Origin of the sequence: Streptomyces sp. BK208, assembly GCF_004364245.1 — a bacterium.
In the GTDB taxonomy this organism is placed as follows: domain Bacteria; phylum Actinomycetota; class Actinomycetes; order Streptomycetales; family Streptomycetaceae; genus Streptomyces.
In genome coordinates, this window is the sequence record NZ_SOAV01000006.1 from 374,788 (window position 1) to 396,148 (window position 21,361).

At 74.0% G+C, this 21,361-nt stretch carries 16 protein-coding genes; 9 read left to right on the forward strand and 7 right to left on the reverse strand.

From position 1 onward, the window contains the following. Positions 1-107: 107 nt before the first annotated feature. Positions 108-1,163 (reverse strand): hypothetical protein, encoded by a 1,056-nt coding sequence (locus EV562_RS17715; protein WP_243860080.1) that lies wholly within the window; start codon positions 1,161-1,163, stop codon positions 108-110. A 317-nt stretch (positions 1,164-1,480) separates the two neighbouring features. Between EV562_RS17715 and EV562_RS17720 the strand changes: the two genes are divergently transcribed. From EV562_RS17720 to sucD, 6 genes are all read left to right on the forward strand, one after another. Then, the gene (locus tag EV562_RS17720) at positions 1,481-2,590 is read left to right on the forward strand and encodes an AAA family ATPase (protein WP_133887755.1); all 1,110 of its coding nucleotides are present in this window, start codon (positions 1,481-1,483) and stop codon (positions 2,588-2,590) included. A 324-nt stretch (positions 2,591-2,914) separates the two neighbouring features. Then, on the forward strand, positions 2,915-5,263 hold the full coding sequence (locus tag EV562_RS17725; RefSeq protein WP_243860091.1) for a DUF5682 family protein: 2,349 nt from the start codon (positions 2,915-2,917) through the stop codon (positions 5,261-5,263). Beyond that, positions 5,260-6,618, forward strand: coding sequence for a VWA domain-containing protein (locus tag EV562_RS17730; RefSeq protein WP_243860081.1), 1,359 nt, complete (start codon positions 5,260-5,262; stop codon positions 6,616-6,618). Before EV562_RS17725 ends, EV562_RS17730 begins: the two co-directional genes overlap by 4 nt. A 163-nt stretch (positions 6,619-6,781) precedes the next feature. After that, positions 6,782-7,780, forward strand: coding sequence for a hypothetical protein (locus tag EV562_RS17735; protein WP_133887757.1), 999 nt, complete (start codon positions 6,782-6,784; stop codon positions 7,778-7,780). A gap of 913 nt (positions 7,781-8,693) precedes the next feature. Next, a complete protein-coding gene (sucC, locus tag EV562_RS17745) occupies positions 8,694-9,878 on the forward strand; it encodes an ADP-forming succinate--CoA ligase subunit beta (protein WP_102928842.1) in 1,185 nt (394 codons plus the stop codon). A gap of 28 nt (positions 9,879-9,906) precedes the next feature. Continuing rightward, positions 9,907-10,791 carry a succinate--CoA ligase subunit alpha gene (gene sucD, locus EV562_RS17750; RefSeq protein WP_030145560.1) on the forward strand — a complete coding sequence of 295 codons (885 nt, stop codon included), beginning with the start codon at positions 9,907-9,909 and terminating at the stop codon, positions 10,789-10,791. A gap of 95 nt (positions 10,792-10,886) precedes the next feature. On the opposite strand, the gene EV562_RS17755 is transcribed toward sucD, so the two are convergent. Continuing rightward, complete coding sequence (locus tag EV562_RS17755) at positions 10,887-12,221, reverse strand: helix-turn-helix domain-containing protein (protein ID WP_166661842.1); 1,335 nt, start codon at positions 12,219-12,221, stop codon at positions 10,887-10,889. A gap of 96 nt (positions 12,222-12,317) precedes the next feature. Here EV562_RS17755 and EV562_RS17760 point away from each other — a divergent pair, with 96 nt between their 5' ends. Then, positions 12,318-14,066, forward strand: a complete 1,749-nt coding sequence (locus EV562_RS17760) for a DUF6350 family protein (RefSeq protein ID WP_133887758.1) — start codon at positions 12,318-12,320, stop codon at positions 14,064-14,066. 222 nt (positions 14,067-14,288) lie between these two features. Here EV562_RS17760 and EV562_RS17770 read toward each other — a convergent pair whose 3' ends face one another. Continuing rightward, positions 14,289-15,071: a hypothetical protein gene (locus tag EV562_RS17770; protein WP_133887760.1), complete on the reverse strand. Its 783-nt coding sequence runs from the start codon at positions 15,069-15,071 to the stop codon at positions 14,289-14,291. A gap of 294 nt (positions 15,072-15,365) precedes the next feature. Between EV562_RS17770 and purN the strand changes: the two genes are divergently transcribed. Both purN and purH read left to right on the forward strand, forming a co-directional pair. Further along, complete coding sequence (gene purN, locus EV562_RS17775; protein ID WP_133887761.1) at positions 15,366-16,013, forward strand: phosphoribosylglycinamide formyltransferase; 648 nt, start codon at positions 15,366-15,368, stop codon at positions 16,011-16,013. Next, positions 16,010-17,587, forward strand: a complete 1,578-nt coding sequence (gene purH / locus EV562_RS17780; protein ID WP_133887762.1) for a bifunctional phosphoribosylaminoimidazolecarboxamide formyltransferase/IMP cyclohydrolase — start codon at positions 16,010-16,012, stop codon at positions 17,585-17,587. The genes purN and purH overlap by 4 nt, the downstream gene beginning before the upstream one ends. A 95-nt stretch (positions 17,588-17,682) precedes the next feature. On the opposite strand, the gene EV562_RS17785 is transcribed toward purH, so the two are convergent. The 4 genes from EV562_RS17785 to EV562_RS17800 all read right to left on the reverse strand — a co-directional run bounded on the left by EV562_RS17785 (position 17,683) and on the right by EV562_RS17800 (position 21,299). After that, a complete protein-coding gene (locus EV562_RS17785; protein ID WP_133887763.1) occupies positions 17,683-18,159 on the reverse strand; it encodes a hypothetical protein in 477 nt (158 codons plus the stop codon). 99 nt (positions 18,160-18,258) lie between these two features. Further along, positions 18,259-19,842 (reverse strand): protein kinase, encoded by a 1,584-nt coding sequence (locus tag EV562_RS17790; protein ID WP_133887764.1) that lies wholly within the window; start codon positions 19,840-19,842, stop codon positions 18,259-18,261. After that, positions 19,839-20,585 carry an FHA domain-containing protein gene (locus tag EV562_RS17795; protein WP_166661843.1) on the reverse strand — a complete coding sequence of 249 codons (747 nt, stop codon included), beginning with the start codon at positions 20,583-20,585 and terminating at the stop codon, positions 19,839-19,841. Before EV562_RS17795 ends, EV562_RS17790 begins: the two co-directional genes overlap by 4 nt. A 132-nt stretch (positions 20,586-20,717) precedes the next feature. Beyond that, positions 20,718-21,299 carry a hypothetical protein gene (locus tag EV562_RS17800; RefSeq protein WP_133887765.1) on the reverse strand — a complete coding sequence of 194 codons (582 nt, stop codon included), beginning with the start codon at positions 21,297-21,299 and terminating at the stop codon, positions 20,718-20,720. Positions 21,300-21,361: the final 62 nt, after the last annotated feature.

Consider the following 21,361-nt stretch of genomic DNA (forward strand, 5'->3'; position numbering starts at 1 on the left):
AGGCCGCTGGCCGGGTGGTCGGCACCGGGGTGCAGATGTCGGCGGGGGCGGGCGTCCTGGTCATGTGGTCCCCTCTCCTTCCGGTCTGGTTCCCTCACTTGGTCGGATCAACGGAGCGGCACCGCCGCGCCCGGCCCGGCCGGCCAGGCCGTCAGTGGTGTGAAGCCCCGGTGGCCGCACTCGCCGAAGACCGTGACGGGAGCACCGCCCGACAGAGCGACCAGCCGCCACAGGCCGGGTTGACTCCCGGTGGACCGGGTGAGCGGCAGCGCCGTGTCCCCGTCCGCGTCCGCCAGTTGCCAGCCGTCGCCGTCCGGTACCGGGACCACCCGCTCCAAGGTCACCGGCACCGAGTCCAGCCACGGGTCGTCGCGGAGCGCGTCGCCGTACCGGGCGGTCGCCTGCGGCGTCGTCACCCCGCTCGGGCGGATGCGTGCCGCCCGGGGCGGTGCGAACCGTCGGCCCAGGGCGACTCGCCGCCGGCCCGCACCCGGATACGCGGAGACCTCCGCATCCAGGGCCAGTCCCACCGGCAGCGCCAGCTCCGGTGCCCGTCCCGCGGCGCCGTAGGAGAGGAGCAGCGCCGTGCGGTCCGACTCCGCGCCGTACAGCCACACACGACGGGTCGTCAGCCGGGCGTCCACGGTGTCGTACTGGGCGAGGACCAGCCAGTGGTCCCGTACCGGCGGGCCGTCGGCGGACGCCTGCAGGCCCACGCGGGACCGGACGGTCGCCGCCAGGTCGTCCGGCAGCCGCGCGCGGCACAACCAGCCCTGGTCGAGCAGGTGGAGGAGGGCGCACTCCTCAAGCAGCCGCACCGGCCAGCCGGGCCCCGACGACGGTACGGCGCCCAGCTCCCGTACGCGCGAGGCCAGTCCCGGTGCCTGGGCGTCGACCATGCGGGCCGCCGTCTCCTCCCACAGCCCGTAGTCCCCCTGCTCGACGCCGGCCAGACCGCCGCGCAGGAGATCCGCGAGCCGCTGCTCCAACTCCGTGGCGCCCGCCGTGATCCGCTCGGCTCGCCGCTCCGCCCGACGCCGGGCCGCTTCCGGGTCACCGGACGTGGACGCGGACGGAGAGGCGGGCGCGGTGGCGTCCGCCGTCTCCCCCTCCTCCGGCCCGCGCGGTCCGGCTCTCCAGCCCTCGACCCGATCGGATGCCATCCCCTCCGGCTCCGGAACGGCGCTCTCCTCGCCCGGTCCCCGTGTCACCCCCGCACCGTCCTCTCGTCGCAACTCCCCGCACCACGACTCCACCGCGCCGAAGCCGCCGTCCGCGCCGCGTGACACGGCGTCGGGTGGCGACGTCGGCGACCGGTCCGTGGTCCGGCGCACCCCCTCGTGAGTCATGACATCGAAGGTAGGTCCCGCCACTGACAATGGGCTGAGCCAGAGCATTTCCGCAGGTCAGGGCGATTGTCAGTGGCGTGGTGCACCGTGGAGCACAGATCGAACCGGCCCAGCTGGAGGGGGAACCAGCCATGTCCGCACACGCAGAACCGTCATCCGGCGCCGAGGCGCTGCGACCGCACGCCGAGGACGCCTTCGCGACCGAACTGGCCGCGCTGGCCGCGCAGGACGACCGCCCGCGTCCGGCCCGTTGGAAGCTGTCGCCGTGGGCGGTCTCCACCTACCTGCTCGGCGGCACACTGCCCGACGGCACGGTGATCAGCCCCAAGTACGTGGGCCCGCGCCGCATCGTCGAGGTCGCCGTCTCGACCCTCGCGACCGACCGTGCCCTGCTGCTGCTCGGGGTGCCCGGCACGGCGAAGACCTGGGTGTCCGAGCACCTCGCCGCGGCCGTCAGCGGCGATTCGACCCTGCTGGTGCAGGGGACGGCCGGCACCCCGGAGGAGGCGATCCGTTACGGCTGGAACTACGCACAGCTCCTCGCCCGCGGCCCCAGCCGGGACGCCCTCGTGCCCAGCCCGGTCATGCGGGCCATGGCGGAGGGCATGACCGCCCGCGTGGAGGAGCTGACCCGCATCCCGGCCGACGTGCAGGACTCTCTGATCACGCTCCTGTCGGAGAAGACACTGCCGATACCGGAGCTGGGCCAGGAGGTGCAGGCGGTCCGCGGATTCAACCTGATCGCCACCGCCAACGACCGCGACCGCGGGGTCAACGACCTCTCCAGCGCCCTGCGCCGCCGCTTCAACACCGTCGTGCTGCCGCTGCCGGAGAGCGCCGAGGCCGAGGTCGACATCGTCACGCGCCGCGTCGACCAGATCGGACGCTCCCTCGATCTGCCGTCGGCATCCGAGGGCACGGACGAGATCCGCCGTGTCGTCACCGTCTTCCGCGAACTGCGCGACGGGCTGACGAGCGACGGCCGTACGAAGGTCAAGTCGCCCAGCGGCACGCTGTCGACGGCCGAGGCGATCTCCGTCGTGACCGGTGGTCTCGCGCTGTCCGCCCACTTCGGCGACGGCGTGCTGCGGCCCGGCGACGTCGCGGCGGGCGTCCTCGGCGCCGTCGTCCGCGACCCGGGTGCCGACCGTGTCGTCTGGCAGGAGTACCTGGAGACGGTCGTGCGCGAGCGCGACGGCTGGCAGGACTTCTACCGCGCCTGCCGGGAGGTGACCGCATGAGTGGCACGAGAGAGGGCGGGGGCGGGGGCACCGGCAGGAGCGGGGACACGGACGGGGAGATGCGGACACGAGGCGGGAGGGGAGCGGCGGTGACCGGTGCGACGGGGGACGACGGGGACTCGAGCTGGACGCGGAGGCGAGGGGGACGGCGTGTCGAGCAGTGACCGGGCCGTGTGCGCTGCGGTCGGAGGAGTGAGTGGTGCCGGGAGCGCTGTCTCCGGTGGGGCGGGTGGTACCGAGGGCGGCGCGTTCGGCGGGGTGAGCGTTGTCGGGGACGGTGCGTTCGGCGGGCCGGGTGGTGCCGGGGATGCGGGTGGGTGGCCGCTGCTGCTCGGCGTGCGGCATCACGGGCCCGGGTCGGCCCGTGCGGTGCGCACCGCACTGGAGGCGGCCCGGCCGGGGGTCGTACTGATCGAAGGGCCGCCGGAGGCCGACGCCCTCGTCCCGCTGGCCGCCGACGAGGACATGCGGCCGCCGGTCGCGCTCCTCGCTCACGCCGTGGACGAGCCCGGCCGCTCGGCGTTCTGGCCGCTGGCCGAGTTCTCCCCGGAGTGGGTGGCTCTCCGGTGGGCCCTGGAGCACGGTGTCCCGGCCCGCTTCATCGACCTCCCGGCCACGCACACGCTGGCATGGCAGGCAGCCGACGAGTGCGGGGACGGCAAGGCGGACGGCCCGGGCGCGGACGTCGGGCCCGGTGCGACCGAGCCGGACGTCCGGGGTGATCCGCTCGCGGTCCTGGCCGCGGCTGCCGGACACGACGACCCCGAGCGCTGGTGGGAGGACGTGATCGAGCACCGCGGCAGGGGAGAGGGGGACGCGTTCGCCCCGTTCGAGGCGCTGGAGGAGGCGATGACGGCGCTGCGGGAGACCGAGGGGGAGGGGGAGTGCGGCGGTGAGCCGGGCGGCTCGCAGGACCGGGAGCTCGTGCGGGAAGCTCATATGCGGCTCCGGCTCCGGGACGCGGAGAAGGAGTTCGCCGACGGTGTCGCCGTGGTCTGCGGGGCCTGGCACGTGCCCGCGCTGCGGCGCAGGGTCGCCGTCGGCGGCGACCGGGCCCTGGTGAAGGGGCTGCCCAGGACCAAGGTGGACATGACCTGGGTGCCCTGGACCCATCGCAGGCTGTCCCGGGCCGGCGGGTACGGGGCGGGCATCGAGTCACCGGGCTGGTACGGGCATCTGTTCGCCGCGGCCGACCGGCCCGTCGAGCGCTGGCTGACCAGGGTGGCCGGACTGCTGCGCGAGGAAGGCAAGATCGTCTCCCCGGCCCACGTCATCGAGGCGGCGCGGCTGGCCGGGACGCTCGCGACGATCCGTGGACGCCCGCTCCCCGGACTGAGCGAGACGACGGACGCCGTGCGGGCGGTGCTGTGCGACGGCTCGGACGTGCCGCTGGCGCTGGTCCACGACCGCCTGGTGGTGGGAGACGTGCTGGGAGAGGTTCCCGTCGGGGCGCCCGCCGTGCCGTTGCAGCAGGACCTGACCCGCGTCCAGCGGCGGCTCAGGCTCAAGCCCGAGGCACGGGAGAGAGAGCTGGAACTCGACCTGCGCAAGGAGACCGACGCCGGGCGCAGCAGACTCCTGCACCGGCTGCGGCTGCTCGGCGTCGGCTGGGGAGAGCCGGTCGCCTCGCGCAGCACGGGCACGTTCCGGGAGACGTGGCGGCTGCGGTGGGAGCCGGAGTTGTCGGTGCGGGTCGCCGAGGCGGGGGTGTGGGGCACGACCGTGCTCTCCGCCGCCACCGCAAGAGCCGAGGCGGACGCCGTCACCGCGCGGGGGCTCGCCGAGGTCACCGCGCTCGCCGAGCGCTGCCTGCTGGCCGAGCTGCCGGACGCGCTCGCGCCGGTGATGCGGATACTCGCCGACCGGGCGGCGCTCGACACGGACGTCGGCCACCTCGCCGAGGCCCTGCCCGCCCTGGTCCGTTCGCTGCGCTACGGCGATGTGCGCGGCACGGACACCGGCGCGCTGGCCGAGGTCGCCGCGGGTCTAGCCGAGCGCGTCTTCGTCGGCCTGCCCGCCGCCTGCGCCGCACTGGACGCCGACGCGGCCGAGGAGATGCGCCGGCACGTGGACGCCGTGCACACGGCCGTCGACCTGCTCGGCGACACCCCCGCACCGGGCCACGGCGACCTGCGGGCCCGGTGGCGGGCCGTGCTGCGCACCCTGGCCGCGCGGGACACCGTGCCCGGCGTCGTGCGCGGGCGTGCCGTACGGATCCTGCTGGACGGCGGTGAGCTGGCGCCGGACGAGGCGGCGCGGCTCCTGGGCCTGGTGCTGTCCCCGGGGACGCCGCCGGCGGACGCGGCCGCCTGGATCGAGGGCTTCGTCGGCGGCGGCTCGGGCGGCGGCATGCTCCTCCTGCACGACGAGCGGCTGCTCGCCCTGATCGACGCATGGCTGACCGGCGTACCGGAGGACACGTTCACGGACGTCCTGCCCCTGCTGCGCCGCACCTTCTCGGCCTACGAGCCGGGGGTGCGCCGCCAACTCGGCGAGCTGGTCAGGCGCGGACCGGAGGCGCGGGGGAGCGTGACGACGACCGGCGCCGGCATACCGGGCTTCGCGGCCGACCCCGACACCGGCCGTGCCGACGCGGTGCTGCCGGTCATCCGGCTGCTGCTGGGCCGCAACCCGGCACCGGACGACAACGAGCCGGCGGAGGCAGCCACATGACCGGACCCACGACTCACCCCCCGACCGGGCCCACGACTCACCCCCCGACCGGACCCACGACTCCACCTCCGGCCGAACCTACGACTCCACCTCCGGCCGAACCCACGACTCCACCCATGACCGGACCCGTGACTCCACCCACGACCGGACCCGCGACCGGGCCCCCGACCGAAGAGGCGGTCGGTGACGGGACGGCGGCCGATCAAACGCCCGGCAAGGAGCGGCTGCGGCGGTGGCGTCTCGTCCTCGGTGGCGATCCGGCCGACGGGACCGGCCACGCCCTCGGCGGACGGGACGCGGCGATGGACGGTGCGCTCACCGCGCTCTACGGCAAGGAGGACGTCCCACGGGCCGGTCGGGACCGTACGGCGGGACTCGGGGCCTCCGCACCGGCCGTGGCCCGCTGGCTGGGGGACATCCGCACCTACTTCCCGTCCTCCGTCGTCCAGGTCATGCAGCGGGACGCGATCGACCGGCTGGGGCTCGCCACGCTCCTGCTGGAGCCGGAGATGCTCGAGGCGGTGGAAGCCGACGTGCACCTCGTGGGCACCCTGCTCTCCCTGCACAAGGCGATGCCGGAGACGACGAAGGAGACGGCGCGGGCCGTCGTGCGCAAGGTCGTCGAGGACCTGGAGGAGCGGCTCGCCCCCCGCACCCGCGCCGCGCTGATCGGCGCGTTGGACCGCAGCGCCCGCACCGGCCGGCCTCGTCACCGGGACATCGACTGGAACCGCACGATCGCGGCCAACCTCAAGCACTACCTGCCGGAGCACCGCACGGTCGTGCCGGAGCGGCTCGTCGGATACGGGCGGGCATCCCGTTCGGTGAGGAAGGAGATCGTCCTCTGCGTCGACCAGTCGGGGTCGATGGCGGCGTCCGTCGTGTACGCGTCCGTGTTCGGGGCGGTGCTGGCGTCGATGCGCTCGATCGACACCCGGCTGGTCGTCTTCGACACGTCGGTCGTGGATCTCACCGACCGGCTCGACGACCCGGTCGACGTGCTCTTCGGCACGCAGCTCGGCGGCGGTACGGACATCAACCGCGCGCTGGCGTACTGCCAGTCGCGGATCACCCGGCCCGCGGACACGGTGGTCGTGCTGATCAGTGACCTGTACGAGGGAGGCATACGCGACGAGATGCTCAAGCGGGTCGCGTCGATGAAGGCGGCGGGGGTGCGGTTCGTGACGCTGCTGGCCCTGTCCGACGAAGGGGCGCCCGCCTACGACCGGGAACACGCGGCGGCGCTCGCGGCACTGGACGCACCGGCCTTCGCCTGCACGCCCGATCTCTTCCCGGAGGTGATGGCGGCGGCGATCGAAGGGCGGCCCCTGCCGATACCGGACGCCGGACGGTGATGCGTCGATACGGGTGACCCGATTGCGACCGGCAAGACGGATATGACGGGCCGTCGACGCCACTGGACTTGCGCAATATCCACACCTCCGTGCGAGTATCGCGCGGCGTGTCGATGCGATGTGCGACGCGCGCTCGTTCCACCGCACGGAGGAAGCTCCCCTCTTGATCTGGTCAGCAGCCCTGCCCGGTGCCGCCTCACGCGTCCTGCGCGTCGCGGCCGGGCGGCGTGCGCTGCACGTGGCACTGCTCGTGGGCGGGTTGTTCGTCCTCGGGCTGCTCTGCGGAGGGCGGGCCCAGGCGGCCGACGAGGCGCCGGCGCCCATGCGGGACACGGTCGGCCGGGTCCTCGGCGTTGCCGACCGGGCACAGAGTCCGCTGGACGCCGTTCCCGCCCAGCAGGCCGGAACCGGCTCGGGGCAGGGCTCCGGCCCGGTGCCGCCGGGTCTCCGCCCCGTCTCGGAGCACATCGTCCGGACGGTGGAGGACCGGGTCGTACGACCGGTCGGTGACGTGGTGGCGACGGTGACCGGAACGCTGGAGGCGGTCGCGGGCACCGGGGCCGGCACCGGTACCGGTGCCGAGGCGCCGCCGCTGCAGGTGCTGCCCGACACGTCGGGGATCGGCGACCTGACCGGACACGCACAGCCGGCGGAGCCGGAGCAGCAGCCCGGATCGTCCTCCCCCTCCGAGTCCGCGACCGGCCCCGCGACCGGCCTCGCGTCCGGAACCGAAACCGGAACCGGAGCCGCACCCGCCCCGGCCGCGGCGGACGCGTCCGGTGCCGCCGACCCGTCCGGTGCCGCCGACGCCGAGGGAGCCCGGAGCCCGGCCCGCACCGCCGGGTACGGACCCCGGTCCGGCCCCGCAACGGCACCCGTGACACCGGCCGTGCCCACCGCGCACGTCGGCGCACACCGGGCAGCGTCCGAGCGCACCGGTCCCGCCGGGTACGCCCCCGTCCGCCCGGCGCCCGGCGGTGACCCCGACGGCGCCCTCGGCACCGCGTCCGGTGCCGATCACGGGACGCCGCGCCACGGCGACGCGTGCGCGGTCACCCCGCAGTACCGGATCGCGTTCCGGCTCGTACCCGGCGCCCCGGAACGGGCCGACGCGGCCGGGCTCCGGGAGCAGTACCGGGACATCCCCGTCTCTCCCGCCTAGAACGGCTCCCCGGCGGGCGCCCGGCCGTGCGGCCGACGTGAGCCGGCCGCACCGTCGGTTCGTCCCCAGGGCCGTACGTCCCCAGGGCCGTACCCTCGGCCGCGCCCCCGGCCGCCCGCACCTCCGCAGCCCGGGCCTGCACGCCCGCTCACCGTCCGGCACACCGGACGCCGGGAAGGCCCAGGACGGACCAGCACGGACCAGCACGGACCAGGGTGAACCGGGACGGACGGGACGGGACGGGACGGGACGGAACCGGCACCCCGGTGCGTCCGGCTCGCCCAGGACGGCCCCGCACTCCCGGTACGTCCGGCTCGCCCAGGACGCCCCGAGCGGAGCCGGGCACGTCCTCACCGCGAGCTGAGCGGCTCAGCGGCGCCACTTCCCACGCCAGCGGGCCGGCGCACACCACCGGCACCACACACCTCCTGCCCCGGCCTCCGCGGGCAGCACAGACCCCGCGGGGCGGCAGGCCCCGGACGGCCGAAATCCGTCGGCCTCCGTCCGGCCGAAACCCCCGCGGTCCGGGCGGTCAGATCCCCATTGGGGTGGGGACCGCACCGCCCGCGCCCCGGCGCACCGCACCCGTGCGGCCGTCGGGACGCCCATGGGCCTCACCGGGCCAACCCCAGCCCGGTGAGGCCCTTCGCCGTCACCCTGAGCGCCCGCCGTTCCGGCTCACATCCGGCACCGCGTGCCAGTGAGCGCGGCATCATGTGACAGGCATCACCGCTCAGGTGTGACCCACGATTTAGAGACCCCCCGCAAGCGGCGATAACCTGCGAGACGGACATGCCGCGCGCTCGGACACCGTGTGCGCCCCCCTTGTGACTCACAGCGGACGTCACGTTGCCCTTCGCGGCACGCCCACGCATCCAACGAACCGCGAGATCACTGATAGGGACGGAAGCGCGTGGACCTGTTCGAGTACCAGGCGAGGGACCTCTTCGCCAAGCACGATGTACCGGTGCTGGCCGGTGAAGTCATCGACACGCCTGAGGCGGCGCGCGAGATCACCGAGCGTCTGGGCGGCAAGTCCGTCGTCAAGGCCCAGGTGAAGGTCGGTGGCCGCGGCAAGGCCGGTGGCGTGAAGCTGGCCGCCTCGGCGGACGAGGCCGTCGCCCGCGCGACGGACATCCTCGGCATGGACATCAAGGGCCACACGGTCCACAAGGTGATGATCGCCGAGACCGCCCCCGAGATCGTCGAGGAGTACTACGTCTCCTTCCTCCTCGACCGTGCCAACCGCACCTTCCTCTCCATCGCCTCCGTCGAGGGCGGCATGGAGATCGAGGAGGTGGCGGCCACCCGTCCGGAGGCCGTCGCCAAGACCCCGATCGACGCGATCGACGGCGTGACGCCCGAGAAGGCGCGCGAGATCGTCGAGGCCGCGAAGTTCCCGGCCGAGGTCGCCGACAAGGTCGCCGACATCCTGGTCAAGCTGTGGGACACCTTCATCAAGGAGGACGCCCTCCTGGTCGAGGTCAACCCGCTGGCCAAGGTCGCCTCCGGTGACGTCCTCGCCCTCGACGGCAAGGTGTCGCTGGACGACAACGCCGAGTTCCGTCACCCCGACTTCGAGGCGCTCCACGACAAGGCCGCGGCCAACCCGCTCGAGGCCGCCGCCAAGGAGAAGAACCTCAACTACGTCAAGCTCGACGGCGAGGTCGGCATCATCGGCAACGGCGCGGGTCTCGTCATGAGCACCCTCGACGTCGTCGCCTACGCCGGTGAGGCGCACGGCAACGTGAAGCCCGCCAACTTCCTGGACATCGGTGGCGGCGCCTCCGCCCAGGTCATGGCGAACGGCCTGGAGATCATCCTCGGCGACCCGGACGTCCGCTCCGTGTTCGTCAACGTCTTCGGCGGCATCACCGCCTGCGACGAGGTCGCCAACGGCATCGTCCAGGCGCTGAAGCTCCTGGAGGACCGCGGCGAGAAGGTCGAGAAGCCGCTCGTCGTCCGTCTCGACGGCAACAACGCCGAGCTGGGCCGCAAGATCCTCACCGACGCCAACCACCCGCTGGTCCAGCGCGTCGACACCATGGACGGCGCGGCCGACAAGGCCGCCGAGCTGGCTCACGCCGCCGCCAAGTAAGCACTCAGGACGAGGACACCAACACACCATGGCTATCTGGCTCAACAAGGACAGCAAGGTCATCGTCCAGGGCATGACCGGCGCCACCGGCATGAAGCACACCAAGCTCATGCTGGGTGACGGCACCGAGGTCGTGGGCGGCGTGAACCCGCGCAAGGCGGGCACCACCGTGGACTTCGACGGCACCGAGGTACCGGTCTTCGGCACCGTCAAGGAGGCCATCGAGAAGACCGGCGCCAACGTCTCCGTCATCTTCGTGCCGGAGAAGTTCACCAAGGACGCCGTCGTCGAGGCCATCGACGCCGAGATCCCGCTGGCCGTCGTCATCACCGAGGGCATCGCCGTGCACGACTCGGCCGCCTTCTGGTCGTACGCCGGCAAGAAGGGCAACAAGACCCGGATCATCGGCCCGAACTGCCCCGGCATCATCACCCCGGGCCAGTCCAACGTCGGCATCATCCCGGGCGACATCACCAAGCCGGGCCGCATCGGCCTGGTCTCGAAGTCCGGCACGCTGACGTACCAGATGATGTACGAGCTGCGTGACATCGGCTTCTCGACCGCCGTCGGCATCGGTGGCGACCCGATCATCGGCACCACGCACATCGACGCGCTCGCCGCGTTCGAGGCCGACCCCGAGACCGACCTGATCGTCATGATCGGCGAGATCGGTGGCGACGCCGAGGAGCGTGCGGCCGAGTACATCTCGAAGAACGTGACCAAGCCGGTCGTCGGCTACGTCGCGGGCTTCACCGCGCCCGAGGGCAAGACCATGGGCCACGCCGGCGCCATCGTCTCCGGTTCGTCCGGCACCGCCCAGGCGAAGAAGGAGGCCCTGGAGGCCGCCGGCGTCAAGGTCGGCAAGACGCCGACCGAGACGGCGAAGCTCGCCCGCGCCATCCTGGCCGGCTGACACCGCCCCGCCGGCCGAGCGCCTGCTCGCCACCGAGTGGCCCGCCCCCTGTCCGCAGGGGGCGGGCCACTCGGCGTTCCGGCGACCGCGCCGCGTCACTCGGCCTTCGGGCTCAGCCGCTCGGGACCGTCCTGCGCCTGGTCCCGAAGCTTCTGCCGCAGCTCCAGCTCCTCGTCCGACAGCGCACCCTGCGCCACCCTGGGCGGCACCCCGCGCACCGCCACCCCGGGGGAGACGGGCGGTTCGTAGTGCGTCGGCGCGGTGTGCAGCGTCAGGGCCGTGCTCCCGATGAGGGCCACGGTGAAGGCGATCGCCGCCCGCGTCCGGAACCGTGCCCGGCGTTCACCGCCCCGGCGCACCGTCTTCGGCAGGTCCGTCCGCAACCGCTCGTTCGACGCCAGCTCGGCCAGCCGCTGGTGCAGCACCTCGGGGTCGGCCAGCGCGGGCAGCCGGCCGGCGACCGCCTCGCGGGCGTGCAGCAGCCGGTTCGCCGTCGCCGGGGTGCTCGCCTCCGTCTCCGCCGCCGTCTCGGGCAGGTCCAGGCCCACCCCGTCGTACAGCACGAGGGCACGGCGGTGCCTCGGGGGGAGCCTGAGCAGGGTGTTCAGCAGGGTGCGGTCGCCCGGGTCGGCGGGCGGCGGCTCCGGGTGCCGGTGACGCGGGCGGAACCGCTGCCACGGGGAGAGCGCGTACTCGTACGCCGTCGCCCGTACCCAGCCCACCGGGTCCCGGTCGCGGGCCACCTCGGGCCAGTGCTCCCAGGCGGTCTGGAAGGCCCGCTCCACCGACTCCCGCGCCTGCTCGCGCCGGCCGGTCAGCAGGTAGGTCTGGCGTACGAGGGCGGGGGCGCTGAACTCGTACAGGACGTCGAACGCCTGAGCGGGCGTCAGCGCGGCCGGCCCGGCCCCCGACCCCGGTTCGGGTTCCGACCCCGGTTCGGGTTCCGTTCCCGGTTCGGGTTCCGTTCCCCTACCCGGTCCGGGTCCCGGTCCCCGTCCCGGCCCGGGGTCCTGTCCCGTTGCCGTGTCCGGCTCTGCGGCGATTTCCGTGAGCGGCTTCGCGGGCGGTACGAGGCTGTCGGCGGCGTCGGGGGGCTCGTGCTTGGAGCCCCCGCCCGCGCCGACGGCCACGACCACCGGTACGGAGCGAGCCTTCGGTTGCGAGGCGGATGCCGGCCCGGTGTCCCGTCCCCCTTCCGGCGCCCGTGCCGCCTGCCGTGCCGCGTCCTGCTCGGCCAGCGTCTTCAGCAGCTTCGCGTACGCCTCCCGTTTCCGGCCTCGCGGGGTCGTGCGGCCGCTCTCCCACGCGCGGACCGTCCCGGGAGTGACGCCCACCCGCGACGCGAGCTGAGTCTGCGTCAGTGCGGCGGCCTCACGCAGGCGTCGGCGCAGCTTGGGGGGTGGGAGCGAGGTTGCGGGGCGGCGTGTCACTGGGTACCCCTCCGTACGAAAAAGTACATAAACATATATTGAGCGACACAGCGGAGCTTCGCCCGTTACGCCGTGAAAGCGCGTGTCGTTGGGAGCATGGCGGGCGTGATGCAGACGACCGCTCGTCCAACACCGCTCTCCCAGCTGCGCACCCGGTGGCTCGACCGGTCACCCGGGTTGGCCGCCGGTCTCCTGGGCGGCGTCTTCGCGGCGCTGCTCGGGCTGGCCGGGTGCGCCGCGCTCGTGACGCTGCTGTGGATCAGTTCGCCGTACCCGGACAGCGGGCCCGGCGGTGCCCTCCACGTCGCCGCGGCGCTGTGGGTGCTGGCGCACGGGGCCGAACTGGTGCGTACCGACACCCTCTCCGGCACCCCCGCGCCCCTCGGCGTCACCCCGCTGCTGTTCCTCCTGCTGCCGGTGTGGCTGCTGCACCGCGCCGCCCGCGACGCCACGGACCCCGGGGACGGGGTCGGGGTGGCCGTCGGCGCGGCCCTGAAGCCGGGGGCCGGTGCGCGGCCGGCGTGGATGGCGGGCGTGCCGGACGCCGGTCCGCCGCCCGTCTCCGCGCGCATGGCCTGGGCCGGGGTCGTCCTCGGTCACCTCGCCGTCGCCGCGCCCGTGGTCCTGTACGCGCAGGGGGGCGCGTTGCGGCCCTCGTCGTGGTGGGCGGTGGTGTGTCTGCCGCTGGTCGCCATGGGCGCGGCGGGCGCCGGGGTGTGGACGGCGTTCGGCCGGCCGGGCGGGCCGGTGGGGCGGGCGCTGCGCGTGCTGCCCCGGAAGCTGCGGGAGCTGATGGTGGAGCCGGACGCGCGCCTGGGCGCCGCGACGCGCGCCGCGGGCGCCGGTGCGGCGGTGCTCGTCGGTGGTGGCGCGCTGCTGCTCGCGGTGTCGCTGGTGTGGCACGGGACCGCCGCGGGGGAGGCGTTCCTGCGGCTGACCGACGGGTGGTCGGGGAGGTTCGCCGTGCTGCTGCTCTGTCTGGCGCTGGTGCCCAACGCGGCGGTGTGGGCCGCGGTGTACGCCCTCGGGCCCGGCTTCGTGCTCGGCGCGGGGCACGTCGTGGCGCCCGCCTCCTCGGCGCCGGCGCCGCTGCTGCCGCCGTTCCCGCTGCTGGCCGCGGTGCCGGACGCGGGTCCCGGCACGACGCTGCACTGGGCGGCGGGGGCGGTGCCGCTGGTGGCGGGGGTGGTGGTCGGGTGGTTCACGGCGCGGGCGGCCACGGCGGGGGGTGCGGCGGAGGGAATGGCCGCGGAGGGCGTGGCCGGCGCGGGAGGCCGGGCCAATGGGGCTTGGTCGTGGCGGCGGACCGCCGGTGCCGCCTTGGTGGCCGCCGTGCTGTGCGCGGTCCTCGTCGCCCTGCTGGCCGGCTTCGCCGGCGGTCCGCTGGGCAGCGCCGCGCTCGCCCGGTTCGGGCCGGTGTGGTGGCAGGCCGGGGGTGCGACGCTGGCGTGGATCGGGGTGGTGGCGGTGCCGGTGGCGGTGACGGCACGGGCGTGGCGCTGTCGGGGCGGTGCCGGGCGGGAGGGTGGGGATGGCGCGGTTGCGGTGCCGGGGAGGCGGCTGCCTGCTGCGTGTGCGGCGCCGGTTGCGTCTGCCGCGTCTGCCGCGTCTGCCGCGTCTGCTGTGTCCGCTGCGTCTGCGGTGTCCGCCGTGTCCTCCGTGCTCTCGGTGCGGCGGTGGCGGAAGCGGGGGAAGGGGGCCGAGGGTGTGGCGGGCGCGGGGGGTGAGGGCGCGGACGAGGACGCGGTGCCGTTCGGGTTGTACGACGAGGACGAGGGCGGTGGGGGTGCGTACGATCTTCTGCCGGCCGACGGGCCTGGGGAGTCGCCCCGCGGTGGGGAGTGACGGTCGGTGCGGTGGGGAGGTTTCTTCGCCCCCGCCGCCCCTTCCCTTCCCGTCCCTGGGGGCTGCCGCCCCCAGACCCCCGCTTCGGCCTGCACGGCCTCGTCCTCAAACGCCGGACGGGCTGGAAGCCCCCGGACGCCGGACGGGCTGGAAGTGCCCGGACGCCGGACGGGCTGGAAGTGCCCGGACGCCGGACGGGCTGACGGGGAACTGAAGGCCCCCTCAGTCGCCCGAGCCCAGCAGGTCCCTGAGTTGTTCGGGGAGGTGGCGTTCGCAGGACTGTTCCGCCGCGTTGGTCAGGGCGTCGTCGCGGCACGTGTAGTAGTCGCTGTAGATCAGCTGGGTGCCGAAGGACGCGGCGACCAGGACGATGGCCAGGGACGACGTGACCAGGCCGCTGATCGCGGCGGTGCGCTGCGGGCGGCCGGTCTGCTCGGGGGGCGGGGCCTGGCTCTCCGGGTCGGAGGCGGTGCGGGGCTTGGCGCGCAGTGCGCTGATGCCCCAGTACAGGGCCAGGACGCCGAGCAGCAGGGCCACGTACGGCCAGGTGAAGAGGGCGAAGAAGAGGGCCCACATGCCGCTCAGCAGGGCGTAGCGGGCACGCCGCTGGGCGGGGTCCGTCGGGTCCCAGCGCGGAGCCGGGCCGCCGGCCGGACCCTCGGGGCCGCCCGAACCGCCGGGCCGCTCGCCGAAGCCGCCGGGAGACCTGCCGGGCTGCCGGTCGCTCCACCGGCCGCCCCAGGGGGAGCGGTCGCCATCGCCCTGGGTGTCGCCGCTGTCGCCCGACGGGTGCCGCGGCTGCCAGGGACGGTCCGGCGTGCCCTCCGGAGGCGGAGCGAACGGATTGTCCTGGTCGGGGGCGCCGTCCTGGTCGCCGCCGGTCCTGCGGTCCGAGGGCGAGTCGGGCGGCGACGAGGGGCGCTCCCGCAGCAGCACGGTGCTGCGGGCCCCTGGCTGCGCCGACTGCTGGGGGAGCGTGAGCAGTCGCGGGCTGCGGTCCGGCATCAACTGAGCGTCTTCCCCTTGGCGACGATGAACAAGCGGCTGGTGGAACGGGCGAGCTGGTGGAACGCCCGCACCGGTCGGCACATCTGCTGAACGCGTGACACACGGGCGGCGTTCCCGCCCCCGCCCACACAGACGCTACCTTCCGGCCACGCCCCCGTCCCGAGGGGGCCGTCCGGTGTGCCGGTATCGTTGCTGACGGTCGGCCGCTTCGTAGACTTCCCCGTATCCCGGGGTGCGACGCATTCGTACGACCGTACAAACAGATCCGTTGTCCCGAGAAAGGCCCCCACCGTGGCCGCCAAGCCCGCGGACCGGCGAGCCAAGCGCCTCGTCGTGCTGGTCTCCGGATCCGGCACCAACCTCCAGGCACTCCTCGACGAGATCGCCGCCGCAGGCGCCGAGGCCTACGGGGCCGAGATCGTCGCCGTCGGCGCCGACCGCGACGGCATCGAGGGGCTCGCCCGCGCCGAGCGTGCCGGGGTGGCGACCTTCGTCCGCAAGGTCAAGGACTACGGGACCCGCGAGGAGTGGGACGCGGCGCTCGCCGATGCCGTCGCCGCCCACGAGCCGGACCTCGTCGTCTCGGCCGGGTTCATGAGGATCGTGGGGAAGGAGTTCCTCGCGCGGTTCGGTGGGCGCCTCGTCAACACCCACCCCGCCCTCCTCCCCAGTTTCCCGGGAGCCCACGGTGTGCGGGACGCGCTCGCGTACGGCGCCAGGGTCACCGGCTGCACCGTCCACTTCGTCGACGACGGCGTCGACACCGGGCCGATCATCGCGCAGGGCGTGGTGGAGGTCCGGGACGAGGACTACGAAGACGAAGGTGCCGCTCTGCACGAGCGCATCAAGGAAGTCGAGCGAAGGCTGCTCGTCGATGTCGTGGGGCGGCTCGCCCGCAACGGCTATCGCATTGAGGGACGAAAGGTAGTTATCCAGTGACCGCCACCGCCACCGCCGGGAGCAACAAGCGGGCCATCCGTCGCGCGCTCGTCAGCGTCTACGACAAGACCGGGCTCGAGGAGCTCGCGCGCGGACTGCACGAGGCCGGCGTCGAGCTGGTCTCCACCGGGTCGACCGCCGGGCGGATCGCCGCCGCCGGCGTCCCCGTCACCAAGGTCGAGGAGCTGACCGGCTTCCCCGAGTGCCTGGACGGCCGGGTCAAGACCCTGCACCCCAAGGTGCACGCCGGCATCCTCGCCGACCTGCGCCTGGACAGCCACCGGCAGCAGCTCGACGAGCTGGGCGTGGCCCCGTTCGACCTGGTCGTGGTCAACCTCTACCCGTTCCGCGAGACCGTCGCCTCCGGCGCCACCGCCGACGAGTGCGTGGAGCAGATCGACATCGGCGGCCCGTCGATGGTGCGCGCCGCGGCGAAGAACCACCCCTCGGTCGCCGTCGTCACCAGCCCCGCCCGGTACGCCGACGTGCTCTCCGCGGTCAAGGACGGCGGCTTCGACCTGGCCGCCCGCAAGCGGCTGGCCGCCGAGGCCTTCCAGCACACCGCCGCGTACGACGTGGCCGTCGCCTCCTGGTTCGCCGCCGAGTACGCCCCCGTCGACGAGTCCCGCTTCCCGGACTTCCTCGGCGCCACCTACGAGCGCGCCCACACCCTGCGCTACGGCGAGAACCCGCACCAGCCCGCCGCGCTCTACACCTCCCCCGAGGGCGGTGGCCTGGCCCAGGCCGAGCAGCTGCACGGCAAGGAGATGTCGTACAACAACTACACGGACACGGACGCCGCCCGCCGTGCCGCGTACGACCACACCGAGCCCTGCGTCGCGATCATCAAGCACGCCAACCCGTGCGGCATCGCCGTCGGCGCGGACGTCGCCGAGGCGCACCGCAAGGCGCACGACTGCGACCCGCTCTCCGCGTACGGCGGCGTGATCGCGGTCAACCGTCCGGTCTCCAAGGAGATGGCCGAGCAGGTCGCCGAGATCTTCACCGAGGTCATCGTCGCGCCGGACTACGAGGACGGCGCCCTCGAAGCGCTCACCAAGAAGAAGAACATCCGCGTGCTGCGCGCCCCCGAGGCCCCCACCGCCCCGGTCGAGGTCAAGCCGATCGACGGCGGCGCCCTCCTCCAGGTCACCGACCGCGTGCAGGCCGAGGGCGACGCCCCCGCAACCTGGACGCTGGCCGCCGGCGAGGCACTCTCCGAGGCGGAACTGGCCGAGCTGGCCTTCGCCTGGAAGGCGTGCCGGGCCGTCAAGTCCAACGCCATCCTCCTCGCCAAGGACGGTGCCTCCGTCGGCGTCGGCATGGGCCAGGTCAACCGGGTCGACTCCGCGAAGCTCGCGGTGGAGCGGGCCGGTGCCGAGCGCGCGCAGGGCGCGTACGCCGCCTCCGACGCCTTCTTCCCCTTCCCGGACGGCCTGGAGATCCTCACCGCGGCCGGCGTGAAGGCCGTCGTCCAGCCCGGCGGTTCGGTCCGCGACGAGCTGGTCGTCGAGGCGGCGAAGAAGGCCGGCGTGACCATGTACTTCACGGGGACCCGGCACTTCTTCCACTGACGGTTGCCCCACGGCCGAACGGCGGCCCCCGGTCCCCTCCACGGAGGGGACCGGGGGCCGCCGCGGTGTCGGGCCCGGCGGGCCCGGTGGGCGGATCAGCAGGGGCGCAGCGACCAGATCGGGTCCCAGGTCGCGGTGCCGGCCTGGTAGGCCGTCGACGTCCAGCGGACGCTGCCGTCCCGGTTGAAGAACCTGGCGACCGTGCCCGGCGTCTGGTTGTTGGTGAACGGGCCGTTGCCGGTCCAGTTGGTCAGGTTCCACGTCTGGCACCGGTAGAAGTCGAACTTCGTGCCGTTGACGATCATGCAGAGGTGGCCGTAGTCGCAGGCCAGGTCCTGGGCGCTCCTGGTCCTGGGCGCGTCGGTCACGGTCAGGCCCTCGTACTCGACCGCGTCGGCGGTCACGCGCCGGGGCGCCGGGCTGTCGGCCAGCACCTGGTCGGCCTTCTGGTGGAGAGCGGGACCGGTCACCCGGGTGCCGCCCGGGCTGTCGTCGGCCGTGGCCGCGACGGTCGAGCTCGCGGCCAGGGCGGTGGCCGCGAGGAGGAGTGCTGCGGGCTTCAGGATGTTCATCGTTCGATCCCCCGTGGATCTCGGTGTCGTGCCGCCGAAGCGGTGTGCCCACACCGTGCCCCCGGACGCCGGCCGGGCGGTACCTCGGAACTCCCAGGGTCACCTACCGCCGGGAGGCGTGTACTCCTTGAGGTGGTGAGCGACGCGGTCGGCGTAGTCGCGGTACTTCGGGGGAACTCCGCCCGCGTCGTTCACCTTCCGGTACGACGTCCGGTAGGCGACCGCGACCAGCACGCTGCGGTCGCCCGTCAGGCCGGCGCCGAGGCGGGGTGCGATCCAGCACAGGTAGCGGCCCATCGCCGGGACGGACTCGGCCGGCGGGAACGGAGGCTCCGGGACGGTCTCGCCGGGCGTGCCGTCCTCGTTCATCCACCAGCGCAGCACGCTCGGGGTCCAGCGGGCGATGCCGTACTCGTCCTTGGCCGGGTCGGCCAGGTCCGGATCGAAGTCGCTCTCGACCTTCAGAACGGCCGCGAGCAGGGCCGGGCTGACCTCCTCGCGGTCGCAGTCGTGCGCCGTCTCCACGATCAGCAGACGGTAGGCGGGCGGCACGTCCCGGTCGGTGCGCAGTTCGGCCGCGCCGTAGGAGGCGGCGGCGACGCTCGCGGTGCCGCCGGTGCCCGGAGCCGCGGCGGGCGCGCGGCCGCCGTCGGACCAGCGGAGGACGCCGAGGACCAGGGCGGCGAGGGTGACGAGCCCCGCGGACCCGGCGGCCAGGACCCTGCGCCGACGGCGTGCGCGGGACCGGAGCGAGAACCTCGCGGGACCGCTCGCGCCCCCGGACACGCCCGTGACCCGGCGCAGCAGGGCGTCGGTGCCGATCCGGTCGGCGTGCGTACGGGTCAGGCAGGCCCGCACGATCTCCCGCCAGGGCGGCGGCAGTTCGGGGGACAGCCGCAGCTCCTGGGTGCCGCGGGCGTACGCGACGGCGGCGTCGCGGCGGGCGGACGGGGTGCCGCCGGGCAGCGGGAACGACCCGGTGAGCACCAGGTGGGCCAGGACGCCGAAGGCCCAGACGTCGGTGGAGGGGCGGATGCGGCGGCCCCGTTCGCCGATCTCCGACCACAGCAGCTCGGGCGGCGTGTAGTCCGGGGTGGAGAAGGCGGGCGTGTAGGCGTGGGTGCCCTCCAGCTCGGCGGCCATGTTGAAGTCGGCCAGCCGTACCGAACCGTCCGCCATCAGCAGCACGTTGGCCGGTTTGAGGTCGCCGTGCACCCAGCCCGCCCGGTGCAGCTGGTGCAGGCCCTCGCAGACCTGCGCGAGCAGCGCGGGCCCGGCGGGCGGCCGGGGCGCGGCCGTGAGCAGGACGGACAGCGAGCCCTCGGCCCGCTCAAGGACGAGGACGGTGGAGCCGTCGAGCCGGGGGTGGCCGGGGTCGTCGACGGTGAGGGTCTCGTACATCCGGATCAGCCGGGGCCGCCGCAGCCGGCGCAGCAGTCCGACCTCCCGCTCGACCAGGTCCCGCAGGTGCGACAGCCGGCGCGGGGTGCCGGTGCCGGTGGGCAGGAACTTCAACGCGGCCGTCTCCGGCAGGCCCCCGTCGGCACGCGTCCCGTCGGTGGCGGCGCCGACGCGGCGGGCGGCGTACACGCTGCCGAAGGCGCCGGTGGCGAGCGGCTCGCGCACCTCCCACACGCCCACCCGGTACCCCCTGGGCACCGGGACGGCGTACGGCTCGGTCACCGCAGCGCCTGTCCGGACGGCGCCGCGAGGACCACCAGGTCGTCCTCGCGGACCAGGTCGAACCGGAGCGCGAGCGAGACCAGCGACTCCTTCTTGCCGTTCAGCCGGGGACCCGGCTCGGCGGTCTCCGGGCCGGGCTTGAGCCGCAGCTTCACGGCGAGGTAGTCGATGTTCCACTGCACCGACGTACGGGAGGCGGCCGGCCAGGCCGGGCGGAGCCGCTCGACGACCTGGTCCGTGGTCGGCAGCGGCGCGTGCGGCGCCCCGCGCAGCCGCGGCTCGCACAACGCGGCCAGCACCGCGAAGTACCGCTTGGTGCGGTCGACGGAGAAGGCCGGCGCGGTCGGCTCGCCGTCGGTGCCGTCCTCACCGCGCAGGTAGTCGTGGCGCGGCGCCCACACCTCGAAGGGCAGCAGGTCACCGGCGGCGGGCAGCACGATCCGCGAGAACTCGAACGGCACCGGGGCGTCGAGTCGGCCCGGCGCCACCTTGATGTGCTCGCCGGCGCCCTCCGGGTTCTCCACCACGTAGGTCTGGTGGGCGGAGAGGTTGCTCACCGTCCAGAAGGTGCCGTGGGCCGCGATCTCACCGGCTCTGCGGGACACCCCGTCGTGCCCGATCAGCAGGCCGCCCTCGGGCACGGACCGTCCGAAGACGAGCCGTTCGCCGGGCGCGAGCCGGAACTGGGTGCTGCTGTCCTCGTCCCCCGTGGTCGGCGGAGGTACCACGATGATGCTGTACAAGGTGCGTCTCCCCGTGCCTGACGGCTACCCGGCTCAGACTAGGGCGACGCACCGGGGCCGTGCCCCCCTCGTACGGGTGAGACACGGCCCCGTGACGTGATTGGCGAGAACTGTGCCGTGCCGGACGGCCGTTCAGTAGCGAGGCCGCCTGAACCACTCGGCGGTGGCGCGCTTGGCCGCGAACACGATCAGCAGGATCGAGACGATCATGATCAGCAGGCCGAGACCGTAGACGGCCAGGGTGAAGATGCCGGTGACGATCGCCAGGGAGCCGTAGACGATCGAGCAGACCCGGACCGCGTTGCCGCCCTTCGCGTACTGCAACACGAGCACGAGACCCAGGATCGCGTAGACGGCGGCCAGCGCGAGGAAGAAGACGACGATGCCCTTGCCCAGGTCGGCGAATCGTTCCGCTTCCGAGTCCCCTGTGACACCGGCTTCCAGCATCACCTCGTCCCACTGGGACAGGTTGTAGGCGTAGACCGCGGCGACTATCAGGTGGGCGGCGGCGATCACGGCGAGCATGATCTGCGCCGCGCGCGTGATGCCCGGCATCTCCGTCGGGCCCGGCCCGTGACCGCCGTACGGCTGTACCGGAGGCGCCTGCGGGTACCCGTAGCCGGGCTGGCCCTGGGGCTGCTGGGGGTAGCCGTAGTTCGGCTGCTGGCCGCCCTGCGGCTGGCCGTAGGGGTTGTTCGGATCGCCGAAACTCATGGCGGGTCTTCCTCCGTCGCTGTCAGGTGCGGGGACGACGCGCGGCCCGACGCGGAGGAGCT